Source organism: Anianabacter salinae (assembly GCF_019061145.1).
GTDB classification, from domain to species: domain Bacteria; phylum Pseudomonadota; class Alphaproteobacteria; order Rhodobacterales; family Rhodobacteraceae; genus Anianibacter; species Anianibacter salinarum.
This window is the reverse complement of sequence record NZ_JAHQZS010000004.1, coordinates 1-20,564: the sequence shown is the minus strand read 5'-3', so window position 1 is coordinate 20,564 and position 20,564 is coordinate 1. Positions and strand designations below refer to the sequence as shown.

At 65.6% G+C, this 20,564-nt stretch carries 20 protein-coding genes; 11 read left to right on the top strand and 9 right to left on the bottom strand.

All coding sequences use genetic code 11. The features are described from left to right. The first annotated feature begins 10 nt into the window (after positions 1 to 10). Positions 11 to 790 carry a succinate dehydrogenase iron-sulfur subunit gene (locus KTJ87_RS11515; protein WP_267139278.1) on the top strand — a complete coding sequence of 260 codons (780 nt, stop codon included), beginning with the start codon at positions 11 to 13 and terminating at the stop codon, positions 788 to 790. A 54-nt stretch (positions 791 to 844) separates the two neighbouring features. Here the strand turns inward: KTJ87_RS11515 and KTJ87_RS11510 are convergent, their stop codons facing one another. Next, positions 845 to 1,828 carry an aldo/keto reductase gene (locus tag KTJ87_RS11510; RefSeq protein WP_267139277.1) on the bottom strand — a complete coding sequence of 328 codons (984 nt, stop codon included), beginning with the start codon at positions 1,826 to 1,828 and terminating at the stop codon, positions 845 to 847. 140 nt (positions 1,829 to 1,968) lie between these two features. Here KTJ87_RS11510 and creD point away from each other — a divergent pair, with 140 nt between their 5' ends. Genes creD through KTJ87_RS11495 form a run of 3 tightly spaced genes read left to right on the top strand, consistent with a single transcriptional unit; the run spans position 1,969 to position 4,400 of the window. Then, positions 1,969 to 3,351: a cell envelope integrity protein CreD gene (gene creD, locus KTJ87_RS11505; protein ID WP_267139276.1), complete on the top strand. Its 1,383-nt coding sequence runs from the start codon at positions 1,969 to 1,971 to the stop codon at positions 3,349 to 3,351. Positions 3,352 to 3,354: 3 nt separating this feature from the next. Beyond that, positions 3,355 to 3,561, top strand: a complete 207-nt coding sequence (locus KTJ87_RS11500; RefSeq protein ID WP_267139275.1) for a hypothetical protein — start codon at positions 3,355 to 3,357, stop codon at positions 3,559 to 3,561. Beyond that, a complete protein-coding gene (locus tag KTJ87_RS11495) occupies positions 3,558 to 4,400 on the top strand; it encodes an urea carboxylase-associated family protein (RefSeq protein WP_267139274.1) in 843 nt (280 codons plus the stop codon). Before KTJ87_RS11500 ends, KTJ87_RS11495 begins: the two co-directional genes overlap by 4 nt. A 4-nt stretch (positions 4,401 to 4,404) precedes the next feature. On the opposite strand, the gene deoD is transcribed toward KTJ87_RS11495, so the two are convergent. Together deoD and KTJ87_RS11485 are read right to left on the bottom strand one after the other, a co-directional pair. Next, positions 4,405 to 5,109, bottom strand: coding sequence for a purine-nucleoside phosphorylase (deoD, locus tag KTJ87_RS11490; RefSeq protein ID WP_267139273.1), 705 nt, complete (start codon positions 5,107 to 5,109; stop codon positions 4,405 to 4,407). A gap of 59 nt (positions 5,110 to 5,168) precedes the next feature. Beyond that, on the bottom strand, positions 5,169 to 7,136 hold the full coding sequence (locus tag KTJ87_RS11485) for a protein meaA (RefSeq protein ID WP_267139272.1): 1,968 nt from the start codon (positions 7,134 to 7,136) through the stop codon (positions 5,169 to 5,171). 241 nt (positions 7,137 to 7,377) lie between these two features. Between KTJ87_RS11485 and KTJ87_RS11480 the strand changes: the two genes are divergently transcribed. The 7 genes from KTJ87_RS11480 to KTJ87_RS11450 all read left to right on the top strand — a co-directional run bounded on the left by KTJ87_RS11480 (position 7,378) and on the right by KTJ87_RS11450 (position 14,238). Next, complete coding sequence (locus KTJ87_RS11480) at positions 7,378 to 8,754, top strand: 1-acyl-sn-glycerol-3-phosphate acyltransferase (protein ID WP_267139271.1); 1,377 nt, start codon at positions 7,378 to 7,380, stop codon at positions 8,752 to 8,754. A 113-nt stretch (positions 8,755 to 8,867) separates the two neighbouring features. Then, entirely contained in the window at positions 8,868 to 10,160 is a 1,293-nt protein-coding gene (ccrA, locus tag KTJ87_RS11475; protein WP_267139270.1) for a crotonyl-CoA carboxylase/reductase, read from the top strand. A gap of 213 nt (positions 10,161 to 10,373) precedes the next feature. Next, positions 10,374 to 10,589, top strand: a complete 216-nt coding sequence (locus KTJ87_RS11470; protein ID WP_267139269.1) for a hypothetical protein — start codon at positions 10,374 to 10,376, stop codon at positions 10,587 to 10,589. Further along, positions 10,534 to 11,247: a helix-turn-helix transcriptional regulator gene (locus KTJ87_RS11465; protein WP_267139268.1), complete on the top strand. Its 714-nt coding sequence runs from the start codon at positions 10,534 to 10,536 to the stop codon at positions 11,245 to 11,247. The genes KTJ87_RS11470 and KTJ87_RS11465 overlap by 56 nt, the downstream gene beginning before the upstream one ends. A gap of 83 nt (positions 11,248 to 11,330) precedes the next feature. Then, a complete protein-coding gene (locus KTJ87_RS11460; RefSeq protein ID WP_267139267.1) occupies positions 11,331 to 11,891 on the top strand; it encodes an acyl-homoserine-lactone synthase in 561 nt (186 codons plus the stop codon). 80 nt (positions 11,892 to 11,971) lie between these two features. Further along, positions 11,972 to 13,507, top strand: coding sequence for an ATP-dependent DNA helicase (locus tag KTJ87_RS11455; RefSeq protein WP_267139266.1), 1,536 nt, complete (start codon positions 11,972 to 11,974; stop codon positions 13,505 to 13,507). Next, positions 13,504 to 14,238, top strand: a complete 735-nt coding sequence (locus tag KTJ87_RS11450) for an SDR family oxidoreductase (RefSeq protein WP_267139265.1) — start codon at positions 13,504 to 13,506, stop codon at positions 14,236 to 14,238. The genes KTJ87_RS11455 and KTJ87_RS11450 overlap by 4 nt, the downstream gene beginning before the upstream one ends. A gap of 8 nt (positions 14,239 to 14,246) precedes the next feature. Here KTJ87_RS11450 and KTJ87_RS11445 read toward each other — a convergent pair whose 3' ends face one another. From KTJ87_RS11445 to KTJ87_RS11420, 6 genes are all read right to left on the bottom strand, one after another. Next, a complete protein-coding gene (locus tag KTJ87_RS11445; RefSeq protein ID WP_407650493.1) occupies positions 14,247 to 15,002 on the bottom strand; it encodes a TIGR02186 family protein in 756 nt (251 codons plus the stop codon). Between the two features lie 5 nt (positions 15,003 to 15,007). Then, a complete protein-coding gene (locus tag KTJ87_RS11440; protein WP_267139263.1) occupies positions 15,008 to 15,925 on the bottom strand; it encodes a sulfite exporter TauE/SafE family protein in 918 nt (305 codons plus the stop codon). Positions 15,926 to 16,009: 84 nt separating this feature from the next. Next, positions 16,010 to 16,813, bottom strand: a complete 804-nt coding sequence (locus tag KTJ87_RS11435) for a purine-nucleoside phosphorylase (RefSeq protein WP_267139262.1) — start codon at positions 16,811 to 16,813, stop codon at positions 16,010 to 16,012. After that, complete coding sequence (locus KTJ87_RS11430) at positions 16,797 to 17,762, bottom strand: ABC transporter permease (RefSeq protein ID WP_267139261.1); 966 nt, start codon at positions 17,760 to 17,762, stop codon at positions 16,797 to 16,799. Before KTJ87_RS11430 ends, KTJ87_RS11435 begins: the two co-directional genes overlap by 17 nt. 7 nt (positions 17,763 to 17,769) lie before the next feature. After that, a complete protein-coding gene (locus KTJ87_RS11425; RefSeq protein ID WP_267139260.1) occupies positions 17,770 to 18,894 on the bottom strand; it encodes an ABC transporter permease in 1,125 nt (374 codons plus the stop codon). Further along, a complete protein-coding gene (locus tag KTJ87_RS11420) occupies positions 18,891 to 20,462 on the bottom strand; it encodes an ABC transporter ATP-binding protein (protein WP_267139643.1) in 1,572 nt (523 codons plus the stop codon). The genes KTJ87_RS11425 and KTJ87_RS11420 overlap by 4 nt, the downstream gene beginning before the upstream one ends. Between the last annotated feature and the right edge of the window lie 102 nt (positions 20,463 to 20,564).

Below are 20,564 nucleotides of genomic sequence, written 5' to 3'. Positions count from 1 at the left end.
AGGACAAACCATGGTTCAATTCACCCTTCCCAAGAACTCCAAGGTGCAGACCGGCAAGACCTGGCCGAAGCCCGAGGGCGCCAAGAACGTCCGCAAGTTCAAGATCTACCGTTGGGACCCCGACACCGGGGACAACCCGCGCGTCGATACGTATTTCGTCGATCTCGACACCTGTGGGCCGATGATTCTGGACGCTCTCATCAAGATCAAGAACGAGATCGACCCGACGCTGACCTTCCGCCGCTCTTGCCGCGAAGGCATCTGCGGCTCTTGCGCGATGAACATCGACGGCACCAACACGCTCGCCTGTCTCAAGGGCATGGACGAGGTGCGCGGCGACGTCAGCATCTACCCGCTGCCGCACATGCCCGTGGTCAAGGACCTGATCCCTGACCTGACGCATTTCTACGCGCAGCACGCGTCGATCATGCCGTGGCTGGAAACCAAGACTCAGCGCCCGGAACGCGAATGGCGTCAGTCCATCGAGGACCGCGAAAAGCTCGATGGTCTCTATGAATGCGTGATGTGTGCGTCCTGCTCCACGGCCTGCCCGTCCTACTGGTGGAACGGCGACAAGTATCTTGGCCCGGCGGCGCTGCTGCATGCCTATCGCTGGATCATCGACAGCCGCGACGAGGCAACGGGCGAGCGGCTGGACGACCTTGAAGACCCCTTCAAGCTGTATCGCTGCCACACGATCATGAACTGCGCCAAGACCTGCCCCAAGGGTCTGAACCCGGCCAAGGCGATTGCCGAGATCAAGAAGATGATGGTCGAACGGGTGGTGTAAGCTACGTTCGACTTACAGGGTAAGGCCGCCGGTGATCCCGGCGGCCTTTTGCGTTCAGCAGTAGCGTTCGACCCCGACGATCTGCTTGTCGGAATACCGGTCGCCGTGCGCGAAACCCGGCGGCAGCAGGCGGGCGATCTCGGCCAACTGGTCGGCGCCAAGCTTGATGCGTCCGGCTTCCGCGTTCTGGTGCAGGTGATCCGCTGTGCGCGTGCCCGGAATCGCGATGATGTGCTCGCCCTGCGCCAGCACCCATGCGTTGGCCATCGTTGCGGGGGCCATGCCCTGATCGCGCGCATAGTCGATGAACGGCCGGATCGCGGCGCAGTTCGCGCTGAAGTTCGGCTCGAGGAACCGGGGACTGGCGCGGCGAAAGTCCCTGTCGCCAAAGCTCGCGGGATCAGGAAACCGGTCCACGAACATTCCCCGCCCCAGAGACGAGAAGGCGACGAAGGCGGTCCCAAGGTCTTCGCAAGCCTGCAAGAGCCCCAGTTCCGGCTGCCGCGACCACAGCGAGTATTCGCTTTGCACCGCCGCCACCGGATGCACCGCCGCCGCCCGCCGCAGGGATGCAGGCGCGATCTCGGAATAGCCGATGCCGCCGATCTTGCCCTCGTCCACGAAGCGCGCAAGCGTGCCGGTCACGTCCTCGATGGGAATGCGCTGATCGCGGCGGTGGATGTAGTAAAGGTCGACGTGATCGACGCCCAGGCGGGTCAGCGACCCCTCAAGCTGGCTGCGCAGCCGGTCAGGGGAGTTGTCGAAGTGCCGTTCCGGTTCCAGCACGATGCCGCCCTTGGTGGCGATGGAAAAGCTGCCCGACGTGGTCTTGAGGAACCGCCCCATGATCTCCTCGGACACGCCGTTGCCATAGATCAGCGCGGTGTCGAGATGGGTGATGCCCTCGTCGATGCAGGCGGCTAGCGTGCGGTGCGCCTCGGCCTCGGTGGTGGCGCCGTAAAAGCCTGCGAAGGACATGCAGCCAAGCCCTATGGCCGACACCTGTGGCCCGTGTGTTCCAAGCGGTCTGAGTTTCATTGGCGCCTTCCTGTTGCGGGATAGAACGCGCACCTTCGGGGGATGCAGGGACGGGGTCAACGGCAGGGCGGCCAAGATCGCCATTGAACCGGCGGACCGGTGCCCGCACAGTCGGCGCAACATGCCGCGCAGAGGATGCCATGGCCCGCAGTTCTGGATCACGTTTCTTCATCGTCGGGCTGCTTGCCCTTCTGATGTTCATTCCGCTGTTCTTCGCCGGTGAGGTCATCGACAGCCGCGCCGATTATTCGCAGCAGGCGGTGCGGGACGTGGGCCGTGACTGGGGCGGCGTGCAAAGCCTGGCCGGGCCCTATCTTGTTCTGCCGGTCGAAGGTCCGGTGACGCGGCAGGAACGTCGCGAGACCACCGATCCGGTCACGGGCGAGGTGCGCGTCGAGACGGTCGAGGTCACGGAAACCGGCCGCAAGGCGCCGGTCCATGTCTTCCCGGACCGGTTCGAGGCCGATGTCACCACCACCACCGAAGAGCGCCGCCGCGGCATCTTTGTCGTGCCGGTCTACGCCGCCGATATAACCGTCGGCACGACGTTCGATCTGTCCGATGTCGAGACACAACTGATCGAGGACGAGACGATCCAGTGGGACCGCGCCTATTGGCAGCTTGGCCTTGGATCAAACCGCGCGCTGCGCGGCGACACGGTGCTGACGGCGGATGGCACGCCGCTGGCGCTGGAACCGGTGCCGGGCGACAGCGACACGGGCGGTATCTTTGCCGCCACCGGCGATCCGCGCGCGGTGGACCGCTTTGATCTGGCGATGTCGTCGAACGGCGCCGAGTCGTTCTATGTCGCTCCGGTGGGCCGCACCTCGGCGGTGACGATGGTGAGCGATTGGCCGCATCCCAGCTTTTCCGGCGCCTTTCTGCCAGACGGGTCCGAGATCACCGAGGACGGGTTCACCGCGACATGGACGATCCCGCATCTTGCACGCAACCTGCCGCAGGTCTCGCGCGACAGCTATGAATACGCGGCGCGCGAGGCCGCATTCGGGGTCGAGTTCTTCCAGCCCAACGATTTCTATCAAAAGGCCTACCGCGCCGCGCGCTATGGCATCCTGTTCATCGCGCTGACGTTTCTCACCGTCCTGCTGATCGAGAATCGGCAGGAGAAACCCGCGCACCCGGTGCAATACATCCTCATCGGCCTGTCCCAATCGACCTTCGTCTTGCTGATGGTCGCCTATGCCGAACAGATCGGGTTCGGCGCCGCCTATGCGCTGGCCAGTGGCGCGACGATTGCCCTTATCACGATGTTCGGGGTCCTGAGCCTCAAGCTGGGGCGACGCGCCTGGGTGCTGTGCGCCATGCTGATCCTGGTCTACGCGGTGCTGTACCTGATCCTGCGGTCTGCGGATTATGCGCTGCTGGCGGGCTCGACGCTGGCCTTCATCGCCATAGCTGCCACCATGTATGCGACGCGCAACGAGGATTGGTATGCAGGCGCAGAGGGCAAGGGCCTGTTCGGCCGCAAGAAGGAGACACCCGCCGAGGGCACGGCAGGCTAGGACGTGATCCTTGTCATCGGCCTTGTCACCGCCTTCGTGCTGCTGATGATCTTCGGCAACCGAAGCACCCGGCCCTGCCGTTGGCGCGAGGCGCGCAGCCGCGCCGAAGACGGGGCGATGTTCTACCGCTGCGCCGCCTGCGGGGCAGAGACGCTGAACCGGGGAGGGCTGCCCAAGGTCTGCCTCGATCCGACGAAAGGCACGCCATGACCGAACCCGCCGACGCCGCCGCCCGCCGCGCCATTGCGCCGGTGATATGCTATCCGGTCGAGACGCTGCCGGTGCCGCCGATGGAAACCTACCGCAGCGCCCGTGCAGGGGCGACCAGGACGGGCGAAGTGCTTGTGCCCCCGCGTGAGGCGGCGTGTTTCCGGGTTCCGGCCGGGCATTTCTTTCGCATCGTCAGCGTGGACGGTCCGCAAGTCGGGGACCTGAACCTTTGGGCGGCGGATGACCTGTCGGAACGCTTCTACTCGGGCAAGACCCGCGCCCTGCACGGAACGCACGTTACGGTCGGCGACCGGCTTTGGTCATGCTTTCCGCATCTGCGCCCGATGGCCACGATCACCGAGGACACGCTGGGCTGGTATGGCATCGACGAGCATGGCGGGTCGGTCCATGACGTGATCGGCACCCGGTGCGATCCCTATACCCACCGCCTGCTGTCGGGGGGCGACTATCACCACTGTTGCCATTCCAACCTGACCCGCGCGCTGGCCGCCGAACTGGGTATGCCCCGCACAGAGGCTGAGCCGCATGTGCACGACGTGCTCAACGTCTTCATGTGCACCGGGTTCACCCGCGACACCGGACAGTACTTCATGAAGGCGTCCCCGGTGCGGCCCGGCGATTTCATCGAGGTCTTCGCCGAGATCGACCTGCTGGGGTGCCTCAGTGCCTGCCCGGGCGGCGACTGTTCGTCAGAGCATTCCAGCGACACCGCCGCCTGTCATCCCCTGCTGGTCGAGGTGTTCGCCCCGGCACCGGGCGCGCTGGACGGCTGGCACCCGCCCCCGCGCAACGCCTATTCCCGCTCGCACGGCGCTTGAGCGGTCAGGCGAACGCCGCCCGCAACGCGATCTCGACCATGTCGCCAAAACTGCGCTCGCGGTCCTCGGATGGCAGAGCCTCGTGCGTCAAGAGGTGGTCCGACACCGTCAGCACCGACAACGCCCTGACGTTGTAGCGGGCCGCAAGGATGTAAAGCTCCGCCGTCTCCATCTCGACGGCCAGCACGCCGTGGCGGGTCATCTGCTCGTTGAGGTCGGGGCGCTCGTCGTAGAAGGTATCGGAGGAATAGATGCCGCCCACATGGGTGGTCACGCCCTTGGCCGCCGACGCCATTGCCGCCGCCGCCAGAAGCGACCAGTCGGCAGCGGGCGCGAAGTTCAACTCGCGGAACATGCCCGAGGACGGCGTCGAGACGGTCGAGGCGGTCATGGCAAGGATCACGTCGCGCACCTTCACCGTCTCTTGCATCGCGCCGCAGGATCCGATGCGGATGAGCGTCGTCGCGCCGTAGTCGCGGATCAACTCGTTCGCATAGATCGACAGCGACGGCATCCCCATGCCCGAGCCCTGGATCGTCACCCGGTGTCCATTCCAGGTGCCGGTGAACCCCAGCATCCCGCGCACCTCGTTCACGCACACCGCGCCGTCGAGGAACGTCTCTGCCGCCCACCGCGCGCGGTAGGGATCGCCCGGCATCAGGACGGTGTCCGCGATATCTTCCGGCTTCGCGCCGATATGGATGGTCATGGTGCTGCTCCGCCTCTGTCGCCGGATCAGCCTAGCTGGAATTCAGCGGGGGTCCACAGTCACTCTGCCGCCACCGCCTGCGGGTCCACCAATGCGACGATGTCGAACATGATGCGGTTCAGCTCGAAATCCTTGGGCGTATAGACCCGCGCGACGCCCATGCCGCGCAGGCGTTCGGCGTCGGCCTCGGGAATGATCCCGCCCACCACGACGGGAATGCGGTCCAGCCCCTCGGCGCGCAGACGGTCCATCAGGTCGGCGACCAGCGGCACATGACTGCCCGACAGGATCGACAGGCCGATCACATGCGCCTCGTCCGCGCGGGCCGCCGCGATGATCTCGGCGGGGGGCAGGCGGATGCCCTCATAGGCGATGTCCATGCCGCAGTCGCGCGCTCGGGCGGCGATCTGCTCGGCGCCGTTGGAATGACCGTCGAGACCGGGCTTGCCGACAAGGAACTTGAGCCTGCGCCCCAGACGGTCCGACACCGCATCGACGGCAGCGCGGATCTCGTCCAGCCCCTCGGTCCGGTTCGACGGATTGCGCGACACGCCCGTGGGCGCGCGGTACTGGCCAAAGGCCTGCCGCACCATCTCGCCCCATTCGCCGGTGGTGGCTCCTGCCTTGGCGGCAGCGATCGAGGCGGGCATGATGTTCTCGCCCGAGGCGGCGGCGGCCCGCAGCGTCTTCAGTGCTTCTTGCACGGCGGTTTCGTCGCGGTCCGCACGCCACGCCTCAAGCCGCCCGATCTGTTCGGCCTCGGTCTCGGGATCGACCGTCATGATCGCCTCTGGTCCAGAGGTCAGCGGCGACGGCTCGCCGCCCTGGTAGCGGTTGACCCCGACCACCACGGTTTCGCCCGCCTCGATCCGCGCGATGCGGTCGGCGTTGGCCTCGACCAGACGCGATTTCATGTAGCCGATGGCCTTCACCGCGCCGCCCATTCCGTCGATGGTCGCCAGCTCTGCAAGCGCGCCCTCTTTCAGCGCGGCCACCTTGCCATCGACCACCGGGTTGCCGTCGAACAGATCATCATATTCCAGAAGATCGGTCTCGAAGGCGAGGATCTGCTGCATCCGCAGTGACCACTGCTGGTCCCACGGGCGCGGCAGGCCAAGCGCCTCGTTCCAGGCAGGCAGTTGAACGGCACGCGCGCGCGCGTTCTTCGACAGTGTGACCGCCAGCATCTCGATCAGGATGCGGTAGACGTTGTTCTCGGGCTGCTGCTCGGTCAGTCCAAGGCTGTTCACCTGCACGCCGTAGCGGAACCGGCGGAATTTCTCATCCGTCACGCCATAGCGGTCGCGGCAAATCTCGTCCCACAGCTCGACGAAGGCGCGCATCTTGCACATCTCGGTGACGAACTTGATGCCCGCGTTCACGAAAAAGCTGATCCGCCCGACCATGCCGGGGAAATCCGCAGGGTCCACCTTGCCGCGCAGATCGTCCAGCACCGCCGTCGCGGTGGCCAGGGCAAAGGCCAGCTCCTGCTCGGGCGTCGCGCCCGCCTCCTGCAGATGGTAGGAACACACGTTCATCGGGTTCCATTTCGGCAGATGCTGGCGCGTATAGGCCGCGACATCGGTGATCATCCGCAAGGACGGCTCGGGCGGGCAGATGTAGGTGCCGCGCGACAGGTATTCCTTGATGATGTCGTTCTGCACGGTGCCTTGCAGCGCTGACACATCCGCGCCCTGTTCCTCGGCCACCGCGACATACAGCGCCAGCAGCCAGGGTGCCGTCGCGTTGATCGTCATCGAGGTGTTCATCTCGTCCAGCGGGATCGCATCGAACAGTGCGCGCATGTCGCCAAGATGGCAGATCGGCACGCCGACCTTGCCGACCTCGCCGCGCGCCAGTTCGTGGTCGCTGTCGTAGCCCGTTTGCGTCGGCAGGTCGAAAGCCACCGAAAGCCCGGTCTGCCCCTTGGCAAGGTTGCCTCGATACAGAGCGTTGGAGGCAGCGGCGGTAGAATGGCCCGCGTAGGTGCGGAACAGCCAGGGCCTGTCCTTCGGGGTCTGGGTCATCGGTGCCTCGTGCGTGGATGAGGTAACTTTATTGCGTCTCAGAGGCATCTAAGGACATATCCTGACGCTGTCAATTCGCCGCACTGCAGAATCATCGGTGCAGACAGCGCGTGTCTTCTTATCTTTGGTCTTCAAATACCTCCGGGGGTGTGGGGGCAGAGCCCCCACGCGGGTCGCCGCGCGTCAGCGCGGCGAAACCGCTCCATTTACCGCGGGTCACAAACCTGCCACTTCCTTGGGCATGTTTCAGACCGTCGCGGTCCCTGTCTGGCTTCTGACCCTTATCCTCGCATTCGCGGCGGTGACGTTCGCGTCGCATTTCCTGTTCCCGTCGGTGCGCTGGTTCTTCCGCCGCCGCGCGGAACGACTGGTGGCAGAGCTCAACAAGCGGCTCGATCGCCCGATCCAGCCGTTCAAGCTCTTGCGCCGCTACGACACGATCCAGCGGCTGATCTATGATCCCAAGGTGATCGAGGCGGTTGCCGACCATGCCCGCAAGGAAGGCATCCCCGAGAACGTCGCCTTCGAGCGGGCCCGCGACTACGCGCGCGAGATCGTGCCGCGCTTCTCGCCGTCGTCGTATTTCGGCTTTGCCACCCGGGCCACGCGCTGGCTGTCCGAGGCGCTTTATGACGTCGAGGTGGACCAGGGCGATCCCGAGGCTTTCACGGCCATCGACCGGGACGCGACGATCATCTTCGTGATGAACCACCGCTCGAACATGGACTACGTCCTTGTCACCTACCTGGCCGCGCGGCACTCTGCACTGTCCTACGCGGTCGGCGAATGGGCGCGGATCTGGCCCTTGTCGTCGCTGATCCGGTCGATGGGCGCGTTCTTCATCCGGCGCCGCTCGCGCAATGCGCTCTACCGCCGGGTTCTGGCGCGCTATGTCCAGATGGCGACCCGGGGCGGCGTGACCCAGGCGATCTTTCCAGAGGGCGGGCTGTCGCTGACGGGCCGGGTCGAGCCGCCGAAGCTTGGCCTTCTGTCCTACATCCTCGACGACTTCGATCCAGAGGCGGGGCGCGACGTGGTGTTCGTGCCGGTGGCGCTGAACTACGACCGGGTGCTCGAGGACCGCGTCCTGATCGAGGCGGCGGGCACCGGGGAACGCCGGTTCCGCGCGTCGATCCCGCAGGCCATCGCCTTTGCCGCCCGCTTCTTCTGGCGGCGCCTGATCGGGCGAGGGCGACGCTTCGGGCGCGCAGGGGTTGCCTACGGGACGCCCGTTTCTCTTGTCGTGCTGACCCGCCGGGGCCTGCAGTCGCCCGAGGCCGTCGGCGAGGTGCTGATGGATGCGATCCGCGCCCGTGTGCCGGTCCTTCCGGTTCCGCTGGTCGCGCAGGCGCTGCTTGCAGAGGATGGCACCGCGACAGAGGAAACGATCGCCGTGCGGATCACGGACATGATCGCCGGGCGCGACCTTGCAGCCGAGACGCCAGAGACGCTGGCCCGCGCCGGACTGGCGACCCTGCGCACCCGCAGGCTTCTGCGGCACACGGACGGACGCTTTGAAGTCGCGCCGGATCAATCCGAAGTGCTGGCCTTCTATGCCCGCTCGATTGCGCACCGGACTGGCCTTGCGGGCACAGCCGAAAAACTCACCAAGACATAAAATTACAAAAACGTCACGTCAGGCATTGCAAAGTTGCGCAGGGGATTTTATTTCTCTGCAAGCGCATCGGCGATTCTGCGGTGCGGCACGTTCTGCGAGGCTTGGAGGCGATGATGGCTCTCGATACGACCCCCGGCGTTCTGTCCTATGACGCGCCCGAGAAAGAGCTTTACGAGATCGGCGAATTGCCCCCGATGGGCTATGTGCCGAGCAAGATGTATGCGTGGGCGATCCGGCGCGAACGGCACGGCGAACCCGACCAGGCGTTCCAGGTGGAAACCGTCGACGTGCCGCGCCCTGACAGCCACGAGGTTCTGGTGCTCGTGATGGCGGCAGGCGTGAACTACAACGGCGTCTGGGCCGGCCTCGGCATCCCGATCTCGCCCTTCGACGTGCACAAGGCCGACTATCACATCGCCGGGTCGGATGCGTCCGGGATCGTCTGGGCCGTGGGTGACAAGGTCAAGCGCTGGAAAGTGGGTGACGAGGTGGTGATCCACTGCAACCAGGATGACGGCGACGACGAGGAATGTAACGGCGGCGATCCGATGTTCTCGGGCAGCCAACGCATCTGGGGCTACGAGACGCCGGATGGCAGCTTTGCCCAGTTCACCTGCGTGCAGGCGCAGCAACTCATGCCGCGCCCCAAGCACCTGACATGGGAAGAGTCGGCCTGCTACACGCTGACCCTCGCCACCGCCTACCGGATGCTGTTCGGGCATGAGCCGCATGACCTGAAACCCGGCCAGAACGTGCTGGTCTGGGGCGCGTCGGGTGGCCTTGGCTCTTACGCGATCCAGCTTATCAATACGGCGGGCGCCAATGCCATCGGCGTGATTTCCGACGAGGACAAGCGTGACTTCGTGATGTCGCTGGGCGCCAAGGGCGTCATCAACCGCAAGGATTTCAACTGCTGGGGCCAGATGCCCACGGTCAACACCCCCGAATACAAGGAGTGGATGTCCGAGGCGCGCAAGTTCGGCAAGGCCGTCTGGGAGGTCACCGGCAAGGGCGTCAACGTCGACATGGTGTTCGAACATCCCGGCGAGTCGACGATGCCGGTGTCCGTCTTCATCGTTAAGAAGGGCGGCATGGTCGTGATCTGCGCGGGCACCACGGGCTACAACCTGACGATGGACGCGCGCTATCTGTGGATGAACCAGAAGCGGGTGCAAGGCTCGCACTTCGCGCACCTGAAACAGGCTGCGGCGGCGAACAAGCTGATGGTCGAGCGGCGGCTCGATCCCTGCATGTCCGAGGTGTTCCCGTGGGATCAGATCCCGGATGCGCATATCAAGATGCGCCGGAACGAGCACAAGCCGGGCAACATGGCCGTTCTCGTGCAAGCGCCCAAGACCGGCCTGCGCACGCTGGAAGACGCGCTAGAGGCCGGCCCACGCCGCTAGGCTGTCTCAAGCCGCTCATTTTGAAAGCCCGGCCGATTCGTCGCGCCGGGCTTCATTGTTTCTTGAGCTTTGCCAATCATTGCCTTGTCAGGAGGCTGCCCAGGCACGCCTCGCCATTTCGGGGGAGTTGAAATCTGCGAATGGCGCCGGAATTCGCATGCATGCTATGGTTGTATTAATATCCTGTTAACCTTTCAAACCGGAGACTGGCCCTTGTCGAACGACTGGATCATCGACGTGCTCGCGGATCTTCGCAGCTACGCGCGCCAGAACGGCTTGCCGTCTCTGGCTCTGCATCTGGACGATGCCGCGCTGGTTGCCGCTGCCGAGATCGCGACCTCGGAACGAAAGGCGCCACACCTGGCGATCGTGAATGCAGGGCAGACTGGAACGGTTTCTGCAAGACCTGGGCGCTGCGCGCGATCTTGACGGCCTCACGGCGGCGGTTCGGACGCTGCGGGACATATTCGGCGTCGATCACGTCGTCTATCATTCGGTCAACGCGGCGGGCGGGCAGTACGCGGCGCTGACCTATTCCGACGAATGGGTCCGCCGCTATATCGACCTTGACTACGCGCGGATCGACCCGGTGGTGCAGGGGTGCTTCAAACGCTTCAACCCGGTCGACTGGAAGCGGCTTGACTGGTCCGGCAAGGCGCAGCGTGCCTTTCTGGCGGAAGCCATTGCGCACGGTGTCGGACGGCAGGGTTTTTCAGTGCCGATCCGCGGGCCGAATGGCCAGTTCGCGCTGTTCACCGTGTCCGACAACCGCAGCGACGAGGACTGGGCCGCCTATACCGAAGCACATGTGCGCGACCTTATCCTTGTGGCGCATTACGTGAATCAGAAGGCGCTGGAGATCGAGCGCGGCACCGACGCGGTGGCCATGCGCGCGCTCAGCCCGCGCGAGATCGACGCGCTGACCCTGATCGCGATGGGCTACAGCCGGGGGCAGGCGGCCGAGAGCCTGTCCATTTCCGAGCATACGTTGCGCGTCTACATCGAAAGCGCGCGCTTCAAGCTGGGCGCGATGAACACCACCCATGCCGTGGCCCGTGCGATGTCGTCCGGAATGCTGGTGATCTGACCCCTGCGGCATCGCGCTGCGCCGCCGCGCCGCGTTAACCTCGCCCGGCTACTCCCCCGTGCTCTGCCTTGGGGGAAGCACGCATGATCCATTACCTGTCCGGCGACGATCTGCCTTGTCATGCCGATCTGGTCAGCCAGATGTTCCGCGACCGTGCCACGCAGTTCCGGGGGCGCCTTGGCTGGGATGTCACGGTCGACGCAGCCGGGCAGGAGCGTGACGTCTATGACGATGAGGGTCCGCTCTATGTGATCTGTGAGGACGCAGGCCACCATGCCGCGTCGATGCGGTTCCTGCCGACCACCGGACGCACCATGGTGAACGATCATTTCGCTGATCTCACAGGCGGGCCGGTCGTCTCGCCGCTGATCTGGGAATGCACGCGGTTCTGCCTTGCCCCGGATGCCCCGCGCCATGTCACCGCTGCGCTCTTGCTCGGTGCGCTCGATCTGGGCCTGCGATCGGGGCTGACGGATGCGGTCGGCGTGTTCGACATGGCGATGATCCGGGTCTATCGCCGCCTTGGCTGGCCGCCGACGCTGATCGGCGAGAGGGGCGGGATCGGTGTCGGGCTGTGGGCCTTTGACGGGCGGTTCCGGGCCGGACTTGAGAGACGCGCAAAGGCAAACTGCGCGACGGCCTGACCCGCCTGCCTCAGCCGTCTGCCCTAGCCGTCTGCCCTAGCCGTCTGGCGCGCCCTCGCCGTGGCGGCTAGGGTGCGCGCATGCAGACCGCAATCGCCACCTTTTCCGACGACCAGGCCGAAGCCTTTGACCGCGTCACCGAGATGCTGCGGGGGCACGGCGTCGATCTGGACGAAGGCATCCTGACCCCGATGACCGAGGGCAAGGCGGGCGTCATGGCCATTGTCGGCAAGGCCGGGTCCGGCAAGACGATGCTTCTGGGGCAGCTTTACCGTGCCCTGCGCGAGGCCGGGGTCGAAATCGTCAGCGGCGACTACGAGGGCCGCCGCCGCAAGGACCGGCGCACGCTGGCGATCCTTGCACCGACGAACAAGGCGGCGAGCGTGCTGCGCAATCGCGGCGTTCCCGCGACGACGATCCACCGCATCCTCTACACCCCCGTCTACGATCCCGAATACGAGAAGATCGCCGAGTGGCTTGCGGGCAATGGCGAGCGTCCATCGGTCGAGGGGCTGACCGATGCCGCGCTCGACCGTGCGCATGCCTATTACCAGACGAACCCGTCGATCCCGGGTGCGCTGGCGACAGCGGGCTTGCGGGGATCGGATTTCATCAAGGGCTGGAAGCGGCGCGAGGACCCTCTCGACATCGGCTTTGTCGACGAATCCTCGATGCTGGACCAGAAGCAGTTCGACGACCTGCGCGAGATTTTCCCGGCCTTGCTGCTGTTCGGCGATCCGGCACAGCTTGCGCCCGTTGGACAGTCCGGCGAGATGGTGTTCGAGACGCTGGGGGGCAATCGCAAGCTGACGCTCGACCGCGTGCATCGGCAAGCGGCGGACAGCCCGATCCTTGATCTTGCCCATGCCTTGCAGGACCCCGCCGTGGGCTTCGAGGAGTTCGAGGCGATGGTCAGCGAAGCCGCCCGCCGCGACGACCGCGTCGTGATGGCCAGCCGGGTCGAGGCCGAACTCATGGCGCGGTCCCCCGTGCTGGTCTGGCGCAACGCGACACGCATCCGGCTGATCCAGGCGTTCCGGGCCGCCTACAACGCGCCTGCGGATGAATTGCTGCCGGGCGAGCCGCTGATCTGCGACGGGATCGAATTGCCCCTGAAGCACCGCAAAAAGCGCATCGACCTCGAGGCGCGCGGCCTGATCAAGGGCGCGCAGGTGGTCTACCTTGGCCCCGGCAAGAAGCCCGGATTCTCTCGGCTGCACGTCATCGGCGCCGAAGATCCCCGGCTGTCCGCCGCGTCCATCGTCAAGATCGAGTTCCCCGACGAGGAGGAACCGTTCCTGCCCTTCGCGGCCCGCATGGGCGCGGTGTTCCTGCACGGCGCGGCGGTGACGATCCACAAGGCGCAAGGCTCGCAGTGGAGCGATGTGCAGGTCTTTGCCCCCGACATCTGGGCGGCGTCGCGCGCAGGGCGGATCGAGGCGGGGCAACCGTTGTGGAAACGGCTGGCCTATGTGGCGATCACCCGCGCCGAGACGCGCCTGCACTGGGTGATGCGCAACCGGCTCGCCCGCCCGACCGCCCCCTTGGGCGTGGATGATCTTCAGGTCGCCGCGCCGGTGCTGGAACTGCAACCCGAGACGGAGGACGAGGTATGAGCGGAACGATCCTGATTACCGGCGCATCGAGCGGCATCGGCCGCGCGGCTGCCGAGACGTTCCTCAAGGGTGGCTGGGTCGTCGGCCTGCTGGCCCGCAGGCGCGAGCCGCTGGAGGAGATCGCGCTGGCACATGGTCCCGCCGCGCTGGTTCTGCCCGCCGATGTGACCGACCCCGCCGCCGTAGAGAACGCGGTCGCGCGTCTTGTCGCCAAGGGCGGGCGACTGGACGTCCTGTTCAACAACGCGGGCATGTTCGGCGCGCCCGCAAGCATCGACGAGGTGGCGCTGGACGACTGGCACCAGATCTTGAACGTGAACCTCAACGGGATGTTCTACGCGGCGCGCGCGGCCTTTGCGCAGATGCGGCGGCAGGACCCGGTCGGCGGACGCATCATCAACAACGGCTCGATTTCCGCCCATGTCCCGCGCGAGGGGGCGGTGGGCTACACCGTCACCAAGCACGCGATCACCGGTCTGACCCGTCAGCTGTCACTGGACGGGCGGCCCCATGACATTGCCTGCGGACAGATCGACATTGGCAACGCGCGCACGCCGCTGCTGGATAACCTGATCGAGAAGGCCGCGAAAGACGGCACGCCGCCGCCCCCCTACATGGAGGTGGAACCTGCGGCGGATGCGGTCTGGCAGATGGCCAACCTGCCGCTGTCGGCGAACGTCCAGTTCATGACGATCATGGCGACCAAGATGCCCTATATCGGGCGCGGCTGAGCCTGCGGTCAGCTGCGCAGGATCCGGAACACGGCTGATGCCGCCCAGCCCGCGCCGACGGCGATCACCAGCGACAACAGCCCGTAGATCAACGGCTGCTCGTGGGCGAGCGAGAACAGCCAGCGTTCCAGCCCCGCCTTGCGCACGCCGATCACCGTCTCGTAGGCGTCGATGACGCCCCGGTCGCGGGTCAGGAAGATGCGCACGCGGTAGTTGCCCTCGGTCAGGTTGGCGGGCAGCGCGACCGAGGTGTTGAACAGCGTCTGCTCGCGCAGGGTGATCGCGCCTTCGAGCAGCTGGTAGAGATCGTCCTTTTCGCGGATGCGGATCAGCGCCTCGGTGAAGGTTTCGCTGTCGGCAATGGTGGCGGGCGCGCCGACCGACCGGATCGCGCGCGGGATGCTGATGCTGTGGCGCAGGTCCTCGGTGCTGGACAGCACGTCGCCCAAGGGGTCCGTGGTGGCGACGGCATAGAAGGACGGTGCCGCGTCGACCTCGACCGCATCAGTGTTGATCCAGATGCCGGCCACCCGCGACTTGCGGCGCACCGTGACCTGCCGCTTGGGCCCCTCGATGGTCACGATCACGTCCAGTTCAGCCGCGTCCGGCACCGGAGACTCGCGTTTGACCGCACCGAAGATCAGGATTTCCGAGCCGTCAAAGTTCGTCGTGATCGACACCCGGTTCTGGCTCAGGCCCGCCACGACCTGCTCGGCCGCCGCCGAAAGCGCGGACAGGCACAGCAGTAGAGGGATCAGCACCATCCGCATCATGGCGCCGCACTCGCGATGGAATAAAGCTCGTTTGGCTGGATCAGCAGGTCCAGCAACAGCTTGAAGCAGACGGCCAGCACCAGCACCGCCAGCGCGATGCGGATCTGTTCGGCCTTCATGCGCACGCCGATCCGGGTGCCAAGCTGCGCGCCGATCACGCTGCCCACCAGCAACAGGATCGCAAGCGGCAGATCGACGCTGTAGTTCGTCGTGGCGTGCATCAGCGTGGTGAAGCCCGCGACAAAGATGATCTGGAACAGCGAGGTTCCCACGACGACCTTGGTCGGCATCCCGAGGATGTAGATCATCGCGGGCAGCATGATGAACCCGCCGCCAACGCCCATGATCGCGGCAAGGATGCCCACCAGCAGCCCCACAAGGATCGGCGGGATCACCGAGATATACAGGCCCGACGTGCGGAACTTCATCTTCAGCGGCCAGGTGTGCACCCAGAGGTGTTTCTTGCGCGGTGCGACCACGCCGCCTCTGCGCCGCGCCTTGCGCATCGACGACAGGCTTTCAAAGAACATCAGCCCGCCGATGATGCCCAGAAACACCACGTAGAACAGCGTCACCAGCAGATCGACCTGACCAAGCGTCCGCATCAGCGCAAAGACCTGAACCCCCAGCGCAGAGCCGACAAGGCCGCCCGACAGCAGCACCAGCCCCATCCTTAGATCGACCGTCTTGCGCTTGAGATGCGCCATGACGCCCGACACGCTGGACGCCACGATCTGGGTGGATTGGGTGCCCACGGCCACGGCGGGCGGAATGCCGATGAAGAACAAGAGCGGCGTCAGAAGAAACCCGCCGCCCACGCCGAACATGCCCGACAGCACACCCACCAAGCCGCCGAGCCCCAGGATGAGGAAGGCGTTGACCGACACCTCGGCTATGGGAAGGTAAATTTGCATGGGCCCCGCAACGGATTGGCGGACGCCGTCAGAAGACAGCCTTCGCGGGGCGGTGTCAAACGACTGGCCGGAAAAGGCAAGGGCTCAGAGTGCGGACAGCACCCGGCGCAGGATCTTTTCCAGTTTCGCGGCGCCTAGAGGTGCCATTGCCTTGGTATGGTCGTGGCTGATCGCTTCGTCGCTCATCCCGGCGGCCATGTTGGTGATGGTCGAGACCGCCGCCACCCGCAGGCCAAGGAATCGGGCAAGGATCACCTCGGGCACCGTCGACATGCCGACAGCATCGGCGCCAAGGGTGCGGATCGCGCGGATCTCGGCCGGGGTTTCGAAGGATGGGCCGGAATACCAGGCATAGACGCCGTCCTTCAGGTCGATGCCCTCGGCGGCGGCCGCCTGTGTGATCGCGCTGCGGATCGCAGGATCATAGGCATCCTTCATCGGCACGAACCGCGCGTCCGACGGCTCGCCGATCAGCGGGTTGAGGCCGGAAAAGTTGATGTGATCCGACAAGAGCATCAGATCGCCCGGCGGGATGTCTTCGCGCATCGACCCGGCGGCATTGGTCAGGAACAGCGTGTCCGCGCCAAGCGCGCTCAACACTTCGAGCGGCAGGCGCATCGCGTCGCCCCGGCCGGATTCGTAGTAGTGCGCACGCCCGCCGAACACCGCGACGCGGCAGCCTTCCAGATCGCCGATCACCAGCTTTGGATTGTGGCCCGAGACGCCTGCATGGGGAAACCCCGGCAGGTCGGCATAGTCGATGGACACGCCGTCCACCGCATCCGCCAGATGCCCAAGCCCGGACCCCAGCACCAGACCCGCGCGCACCGGCGCATCGCCCGCGCGGGCACGGATCAGCGCGGCCAGTTCGTCAGCGTTCCTTGACATAGGGCTGCCCCCCTGCGCGGGGCGGGATCGCCTTGCCGACGAACCCCGCAAGGATCACCACGGTCAGGATGTAGGGCAGCGCCTGCATGAACTGCGTGGGCACGTTGACGCCCAGAAGGTCGATGTTCTGGAACCGGTTGCCGATTGCTTCCAGCAGGCCGAACAGCAAGCAGGCGAACAGCACCGGCACCGGGCGCCATTTGGCGAAGATCAGCGCCGCGAGCGCGATGAACCCGCGTCCAGCGCTCATCTCCTTGACGAAGCCCGCAGCCAGACCCGTGGCAAGATACGCGCCCGCGATGCCGCACAGCACGCCCGCGATCATCACGGCGGCGAACCGCATCTTGGCGACCGAAACACCGGCGGTGTCCACGGATTCGGGGTTCTCGCCGACCGCCCGCAGGCGCAGGCCGAACCGCGTGCGGAACAGCACCCACCATGTCAGCGCGACGGTGACGAGGCCCACGTAGACCAGCACGGAATGCCCCGACAGGACGGTGGCATAGAACGGCCCCACGATCGGCACCGCCGACAGCGTTTCGGCGAAGGGCAGGGTCATCTCCTGAAAGCGGCCAGAGCCTTCAAGCTGCGGCGTTCGGCCGCCGAGCCCGAACCACGCCTCTCCGATCACCACGGTCGTGCCCGAGGCGAGGAAGTTGATCGCGACGCCTGAAATCAGCTGGTTCCCCTGGAACGTGATCGAGGCCAGCCCGTGGATCAGCGACAGCACAACCGACGCCGCGATGCCGCCCGCCAGCCCCATCCAGACCGAACCGGTGAACGCCGCGACCGACGCAGAGAAGAAGGCGGCCGCCAGCATCTTGCCTTCGAGCCCGATGTCGATGATGCCCGAGCGTTCCGAGAAAAGCCCGGCCAGCGCCGCGAACAACAGCGGCGTCGCAAGGCGCAGCGTCGAATCGAGGATTTGCAGGATCGTCGTCAGGTCCATGATGTCCTCACTCTGCCGCGGTGGTGGGCTGCGGTTTCGGCTTGCGCCGGGCTCGCGCGTTGAAGAACGTCTCGACCGGATTGCGCACCATGTTGTCGAGAGCGCCGGTGAACAGGATCACCAGCGCCTGAATGACAAGGATCATCTCGCGGCTGATCGCGGGCTTCTCGAACTCCAGCTCGCCGCCGCCCTGATACAGCATCCCGAACAACAGCCCCGCCAGGAACACGCCAGCCGGGTGCGAGCGGCCCATCAGCGCCACCGCGATGCCGACGAAACCCGCGCCCTGCACGCTGTCGATCACCAGCCGCTCTGCCTCGCCCATGACGGCGTTGACACCCATCATGCCCGCAAGACCGCCCGAGATCAGCATCGCCCACATGACCGTCTTCACCGGCGAGATGCCCGCGTAGACGGCTGCCGGTTCCGAGTGGCCAAGCGCGCGGATCTCATAGCCAAGCCGTGTGCGCCAGATCAGCGCCCAGACCGCCACGCAGGCCGCGATGGCAAGGAAGAACGAGATGTTCAGCGGCGCAGAGCGCGAGAATGACAGGCCGACCCAGCCCGCCATGTCATGGGCCGACGGCAGCCGCGCACCTTCGGGGAAGCGCCCCGTCTCGGGCGCCATGCTGCCCGGTTCCTTCAGGACGTTCACCAGAAGGTAGACCAAGAGCGCCGAGGCGATGAAGTTGAACATGATCGTCGTGATGACGATGTGGCTGCCGCGTTTCGCTTGCAGGTAGGCCGGGATCGCCGCCCAGGCGGCGCCGAACAGCGCCGAGCCGATCACCGCAACCGGCAGCGCGATCAGCCAGTGCGGCCAGGGCAGGGCGATGCACACCAGCGCGACGCCAAGCCCGCCGATGGCCGCCTGACCCTCGCCGCCGATGTTGAACAGCTTGGCCTGGAACGCCACCGCCACGGCGAGGCCAGTGAAGATGAAGTTGGTCGCGTAATACAGCGTATATCCCCAGCCATAGCTGGACCCGACAGCGCCGTTGACCATGATCGCCATGGCTTCGAGCGGGTTCTCTCCGATGTAAAGGACGACCAGCCCCGACACGATCAGCGCCAGCACGAGGTTGATCGCGGGGATCAGCGCGATGTCGACCCATTTGGGTGTCTTGTTCATTCCGCGGCCCCCTTGGCGGCCTTGTCCAGATTGGCCTCGACCTGTTCCGGCGTGGCGTGAGCGTCGGTGATCCCGGCCATCAGAAGGCCAAGCTCGCGCTCGTTCGTCTCGGACGGCAGGCGCTCCCCCATGATCCGGCCATCGAACATCACGGCGATACGGTCCGACAGCGACATGATCTCGTCCAGCTCGACCGAGACAAGGATCACCGCCTTGCCCTCATCGCGCAGCGCGACGATCTGCTGGTGAATGAACTCGATCGCGCCGATGTCGACGCCGCGCGTCGGCTGGCCGACCAGCAGAAGGTCAGGGTTACGCGTGATCTCGCGGGCCAACACGATCTTTTGCTGATTGCCGCCAGAAAAGCTCTTGGCGGTCAGGTTGCAGTTCGGCGGGCGCACGTCGAAGCGTTCGATCTGCCGCTCGGTTTCCTGGCGGATGGCCACGTTGTCCATGAACAGGCGGCTCTTTTGGTATTTCGGGTCGTGGTGATAGCCGAAGGCCATGTTTTCCCAGGCGAAGTAGTCCATGATAAGGCCTTCACGCTGGCGGTCTTCGGGAACATGCGCGATGCCCCGGCGGCGCCGCGACTGCCCGTCCGATGACTTGCCCGTCAGGTCGATTTCCTCGCCGTTCACACGCACGATGCCCTCGCCCTTCATCGTGCCGCCCAGCACGTTCAGAAGCTCGGACTGGCCGTTTCCGGCAACGCCTGCGATGCCCAGGATCTCGCCCGCGCGCACCATCAGGTCGATGCCCTTCACCCGCTCCACGCCGTCCTCGTCGCGGACGCGCAGGTTCTGCACCTCGACCACGGTCTGTTTCGGTTGCGCCGGCGTCTTGTCGACCTGCAACAGCACCTTGCGCCCGACCATCAGTTCGGCCAGCTGCTCGGGCGAGGTTTCGGCGGTCTTGACCGTCGCCGTCATCTCGCCGCGCCGCATCACGCTTACGGTGTCCGTGATCTCCATGATCTCGCGCAGCTTGTGCGTGATGAGGATGATCGTCTTGCCCTCGCGCTTGAGCCCTTCGAGGATGCGGAACAGGTGGTCCGCCTCGGCAGGCGTCAGAACGCCCGTCGGCTCGTCGAGGATCAGGATGTCCGCCTCGCGGTAGAGCGCCTTGAGGATTTCCACGCGCTGAAGGTGGCCGACCGACAGGTTCTCGACCGTCTCGTCGGGATCGACGTTCAGCCCGTATTCCTCGGCCAGCTGCTTCAACAGCCCGCGCGCCTTGGCCTTGGACGGCTTCAGGAGCGCCCCATCCTCGGCGCCTAGAATGACGTTCTCAAGCACCGTGAAATTTTGCACCAGCTTGAAATGCTGGAAAACCATCCCGATTCCGGCGCGGATCGCGGCCTGGCTGTCGGGGATCTCGGTCTGTTTGCCGTTGATCCAGATCTCGCCCGCATCGGCCTTGTAGAAGCCGTAGAGGATCGACATCAGCGTGGACTTGCCCGCGCCGTTCTCGCCGATGATCCCGTGGATCGTGCCCGGCATGACGCGAATGGCGATGTCCTTGTTCGCTTGAACCGGACCGAAGGCTTTCGAGATGCCTTTTAGTTCAATGGCAGGGGGGGGCGGCCCCCGCCGCCCCCCCCCTGGCCCCCCCGCGGGGCCTTTTGAGAAAAAAGCCCGGCCGCTGCCGCCCGGGGGGGGGGGCTGGTCCCC

What these genes read in the sequence shown, in the direction of transcription:
- KTJ87_RS11515 (WP_267139278.1), top strand. Translation starts at nt 11, where the DNA reads ATGGTTCAATTCACCCTTCCCAAGAACTCCAAGGTGCAGACCGGCAAG.
- KTJ87_RS11510 (WP_267139277.1), bottom strand. Translation starts at nt 1,828, where the DNA reads ATGAAACTCAGACCGCTTGGAACACACGGGCCACAGGTGTCGGCCATA.
- creD (WP_267139276.1), top strand. Translation starts at nt 1,969, where the DNA reads ATGGCCCGCAGTTCTGGATCACGTTTCTTCATCGTCGGGCTGCTTGCC.
- KTJ87_RS11495 (WP_267139274.1), top strand. Translation starts at nt 3,558, where the DNA reads ATGACCGAACCCGCCGACGCCGCCGCCCGCCGCGCCATTGCGCCGGTG.
- deoD (WP_267139273.1), bottom strand. Translation starts at nt 5,109, where the DNA reads ATGACCATCCATATCGGCGCGAAGCCGGAAGATATCGCGGACACCGTC.
- KTJ87_RS11485 (WP_267139272.1), bottom strand. Translation starts at nt 7,136, where the DNA reads ATGACCCAGACCCCGAAGGACAGGCCCTGGCTGTTCCGCACCTACGCG.
- KTJ87_RS11480 (WP_267139271.1), top strand. Translation starts at nt 7,378, where the DNA reads ATGTTTCAGACCGTCGCGGTCCCTGTCTGGCTTCTGACCCTTATCCTC.
- ccrA (WP_267139270.1), top strand. Translation starts at nt 8,868, where the DNA reads ATGGCTCTCGATACGACCCCCGGCGTTCTGTCCTATGACGCGCCCGAG.
- KTJ87_RS11465 (WP_267139268.1), top strand. Translation starts at nt 10,534, where the DNA reads ATGCAGGGCAGACTGGAACGGTTTCTGCAAGACCTGGGCGCTGCGCGC.
- KTJ87_RS11460 (WP_267139267.1), top strand. Translation starts at nt 11,331, where the DNA reads ATGATCCATTACCTGTCCGGCGACGATCTGCCTTGTCATGCCGATCTG.
- KTJ87_RS11455 (WP_267139266.1), top strand. Translation starts at nt 11,972, where the DNA reads ATGCAGACCGCAATCGCCACCTTTTCCGACGACCAGGCCGAAGCCTTT.
- KTJ87_RS11450 (WP_267139265.1), top strand. Translation starts at nt 13,504, where the DNA reads ATGAGCGGAACGATCCTGATTACCGGCGCATCGAGCGGCATCGGCCGC.
- KTJ87_RS11445 (WP_407650493.1), bottom strand. Translation starts at nt 15,002, where the DNA reads ATGGTGCTGATCCCTCTACTGCTGTGCCTGTCCGCGCTTTCGGCGGCG.
- KTJ87_RS11440 (WP_267139263.1), bottom strand. Translation starts at nt 15,925, where the DNA reads ATGCAAATTTACCTTCCCATAGCCGAGGTGTCGGTCAACGCCTTCCTC.
- KTJ87_RS11435 (WP_267139262.1), bottom strand. Translation starts at nt 16,813, where the DNA reads ATGTCAAGGAACGCTGACGAACTGGCCGCGCTGATCCGTGCCCGCGCG.
- KTJ87_RS11430 (WP_267139261.1), bottom strand. Translation starts at nt 17,762, where the DNA reads ATGGACCTGACGACGATCCTGCAAATCCTCGATTCGACGCTGCGCCTT.
- KTJ87_RS11425 (WP_267139260.1), bottom strand. Translation starts at nt 18,894, where the DNA reads ATGAACAAGACACCCAAATGGGTCGACATCGCGCTGATCCCCGCGATC.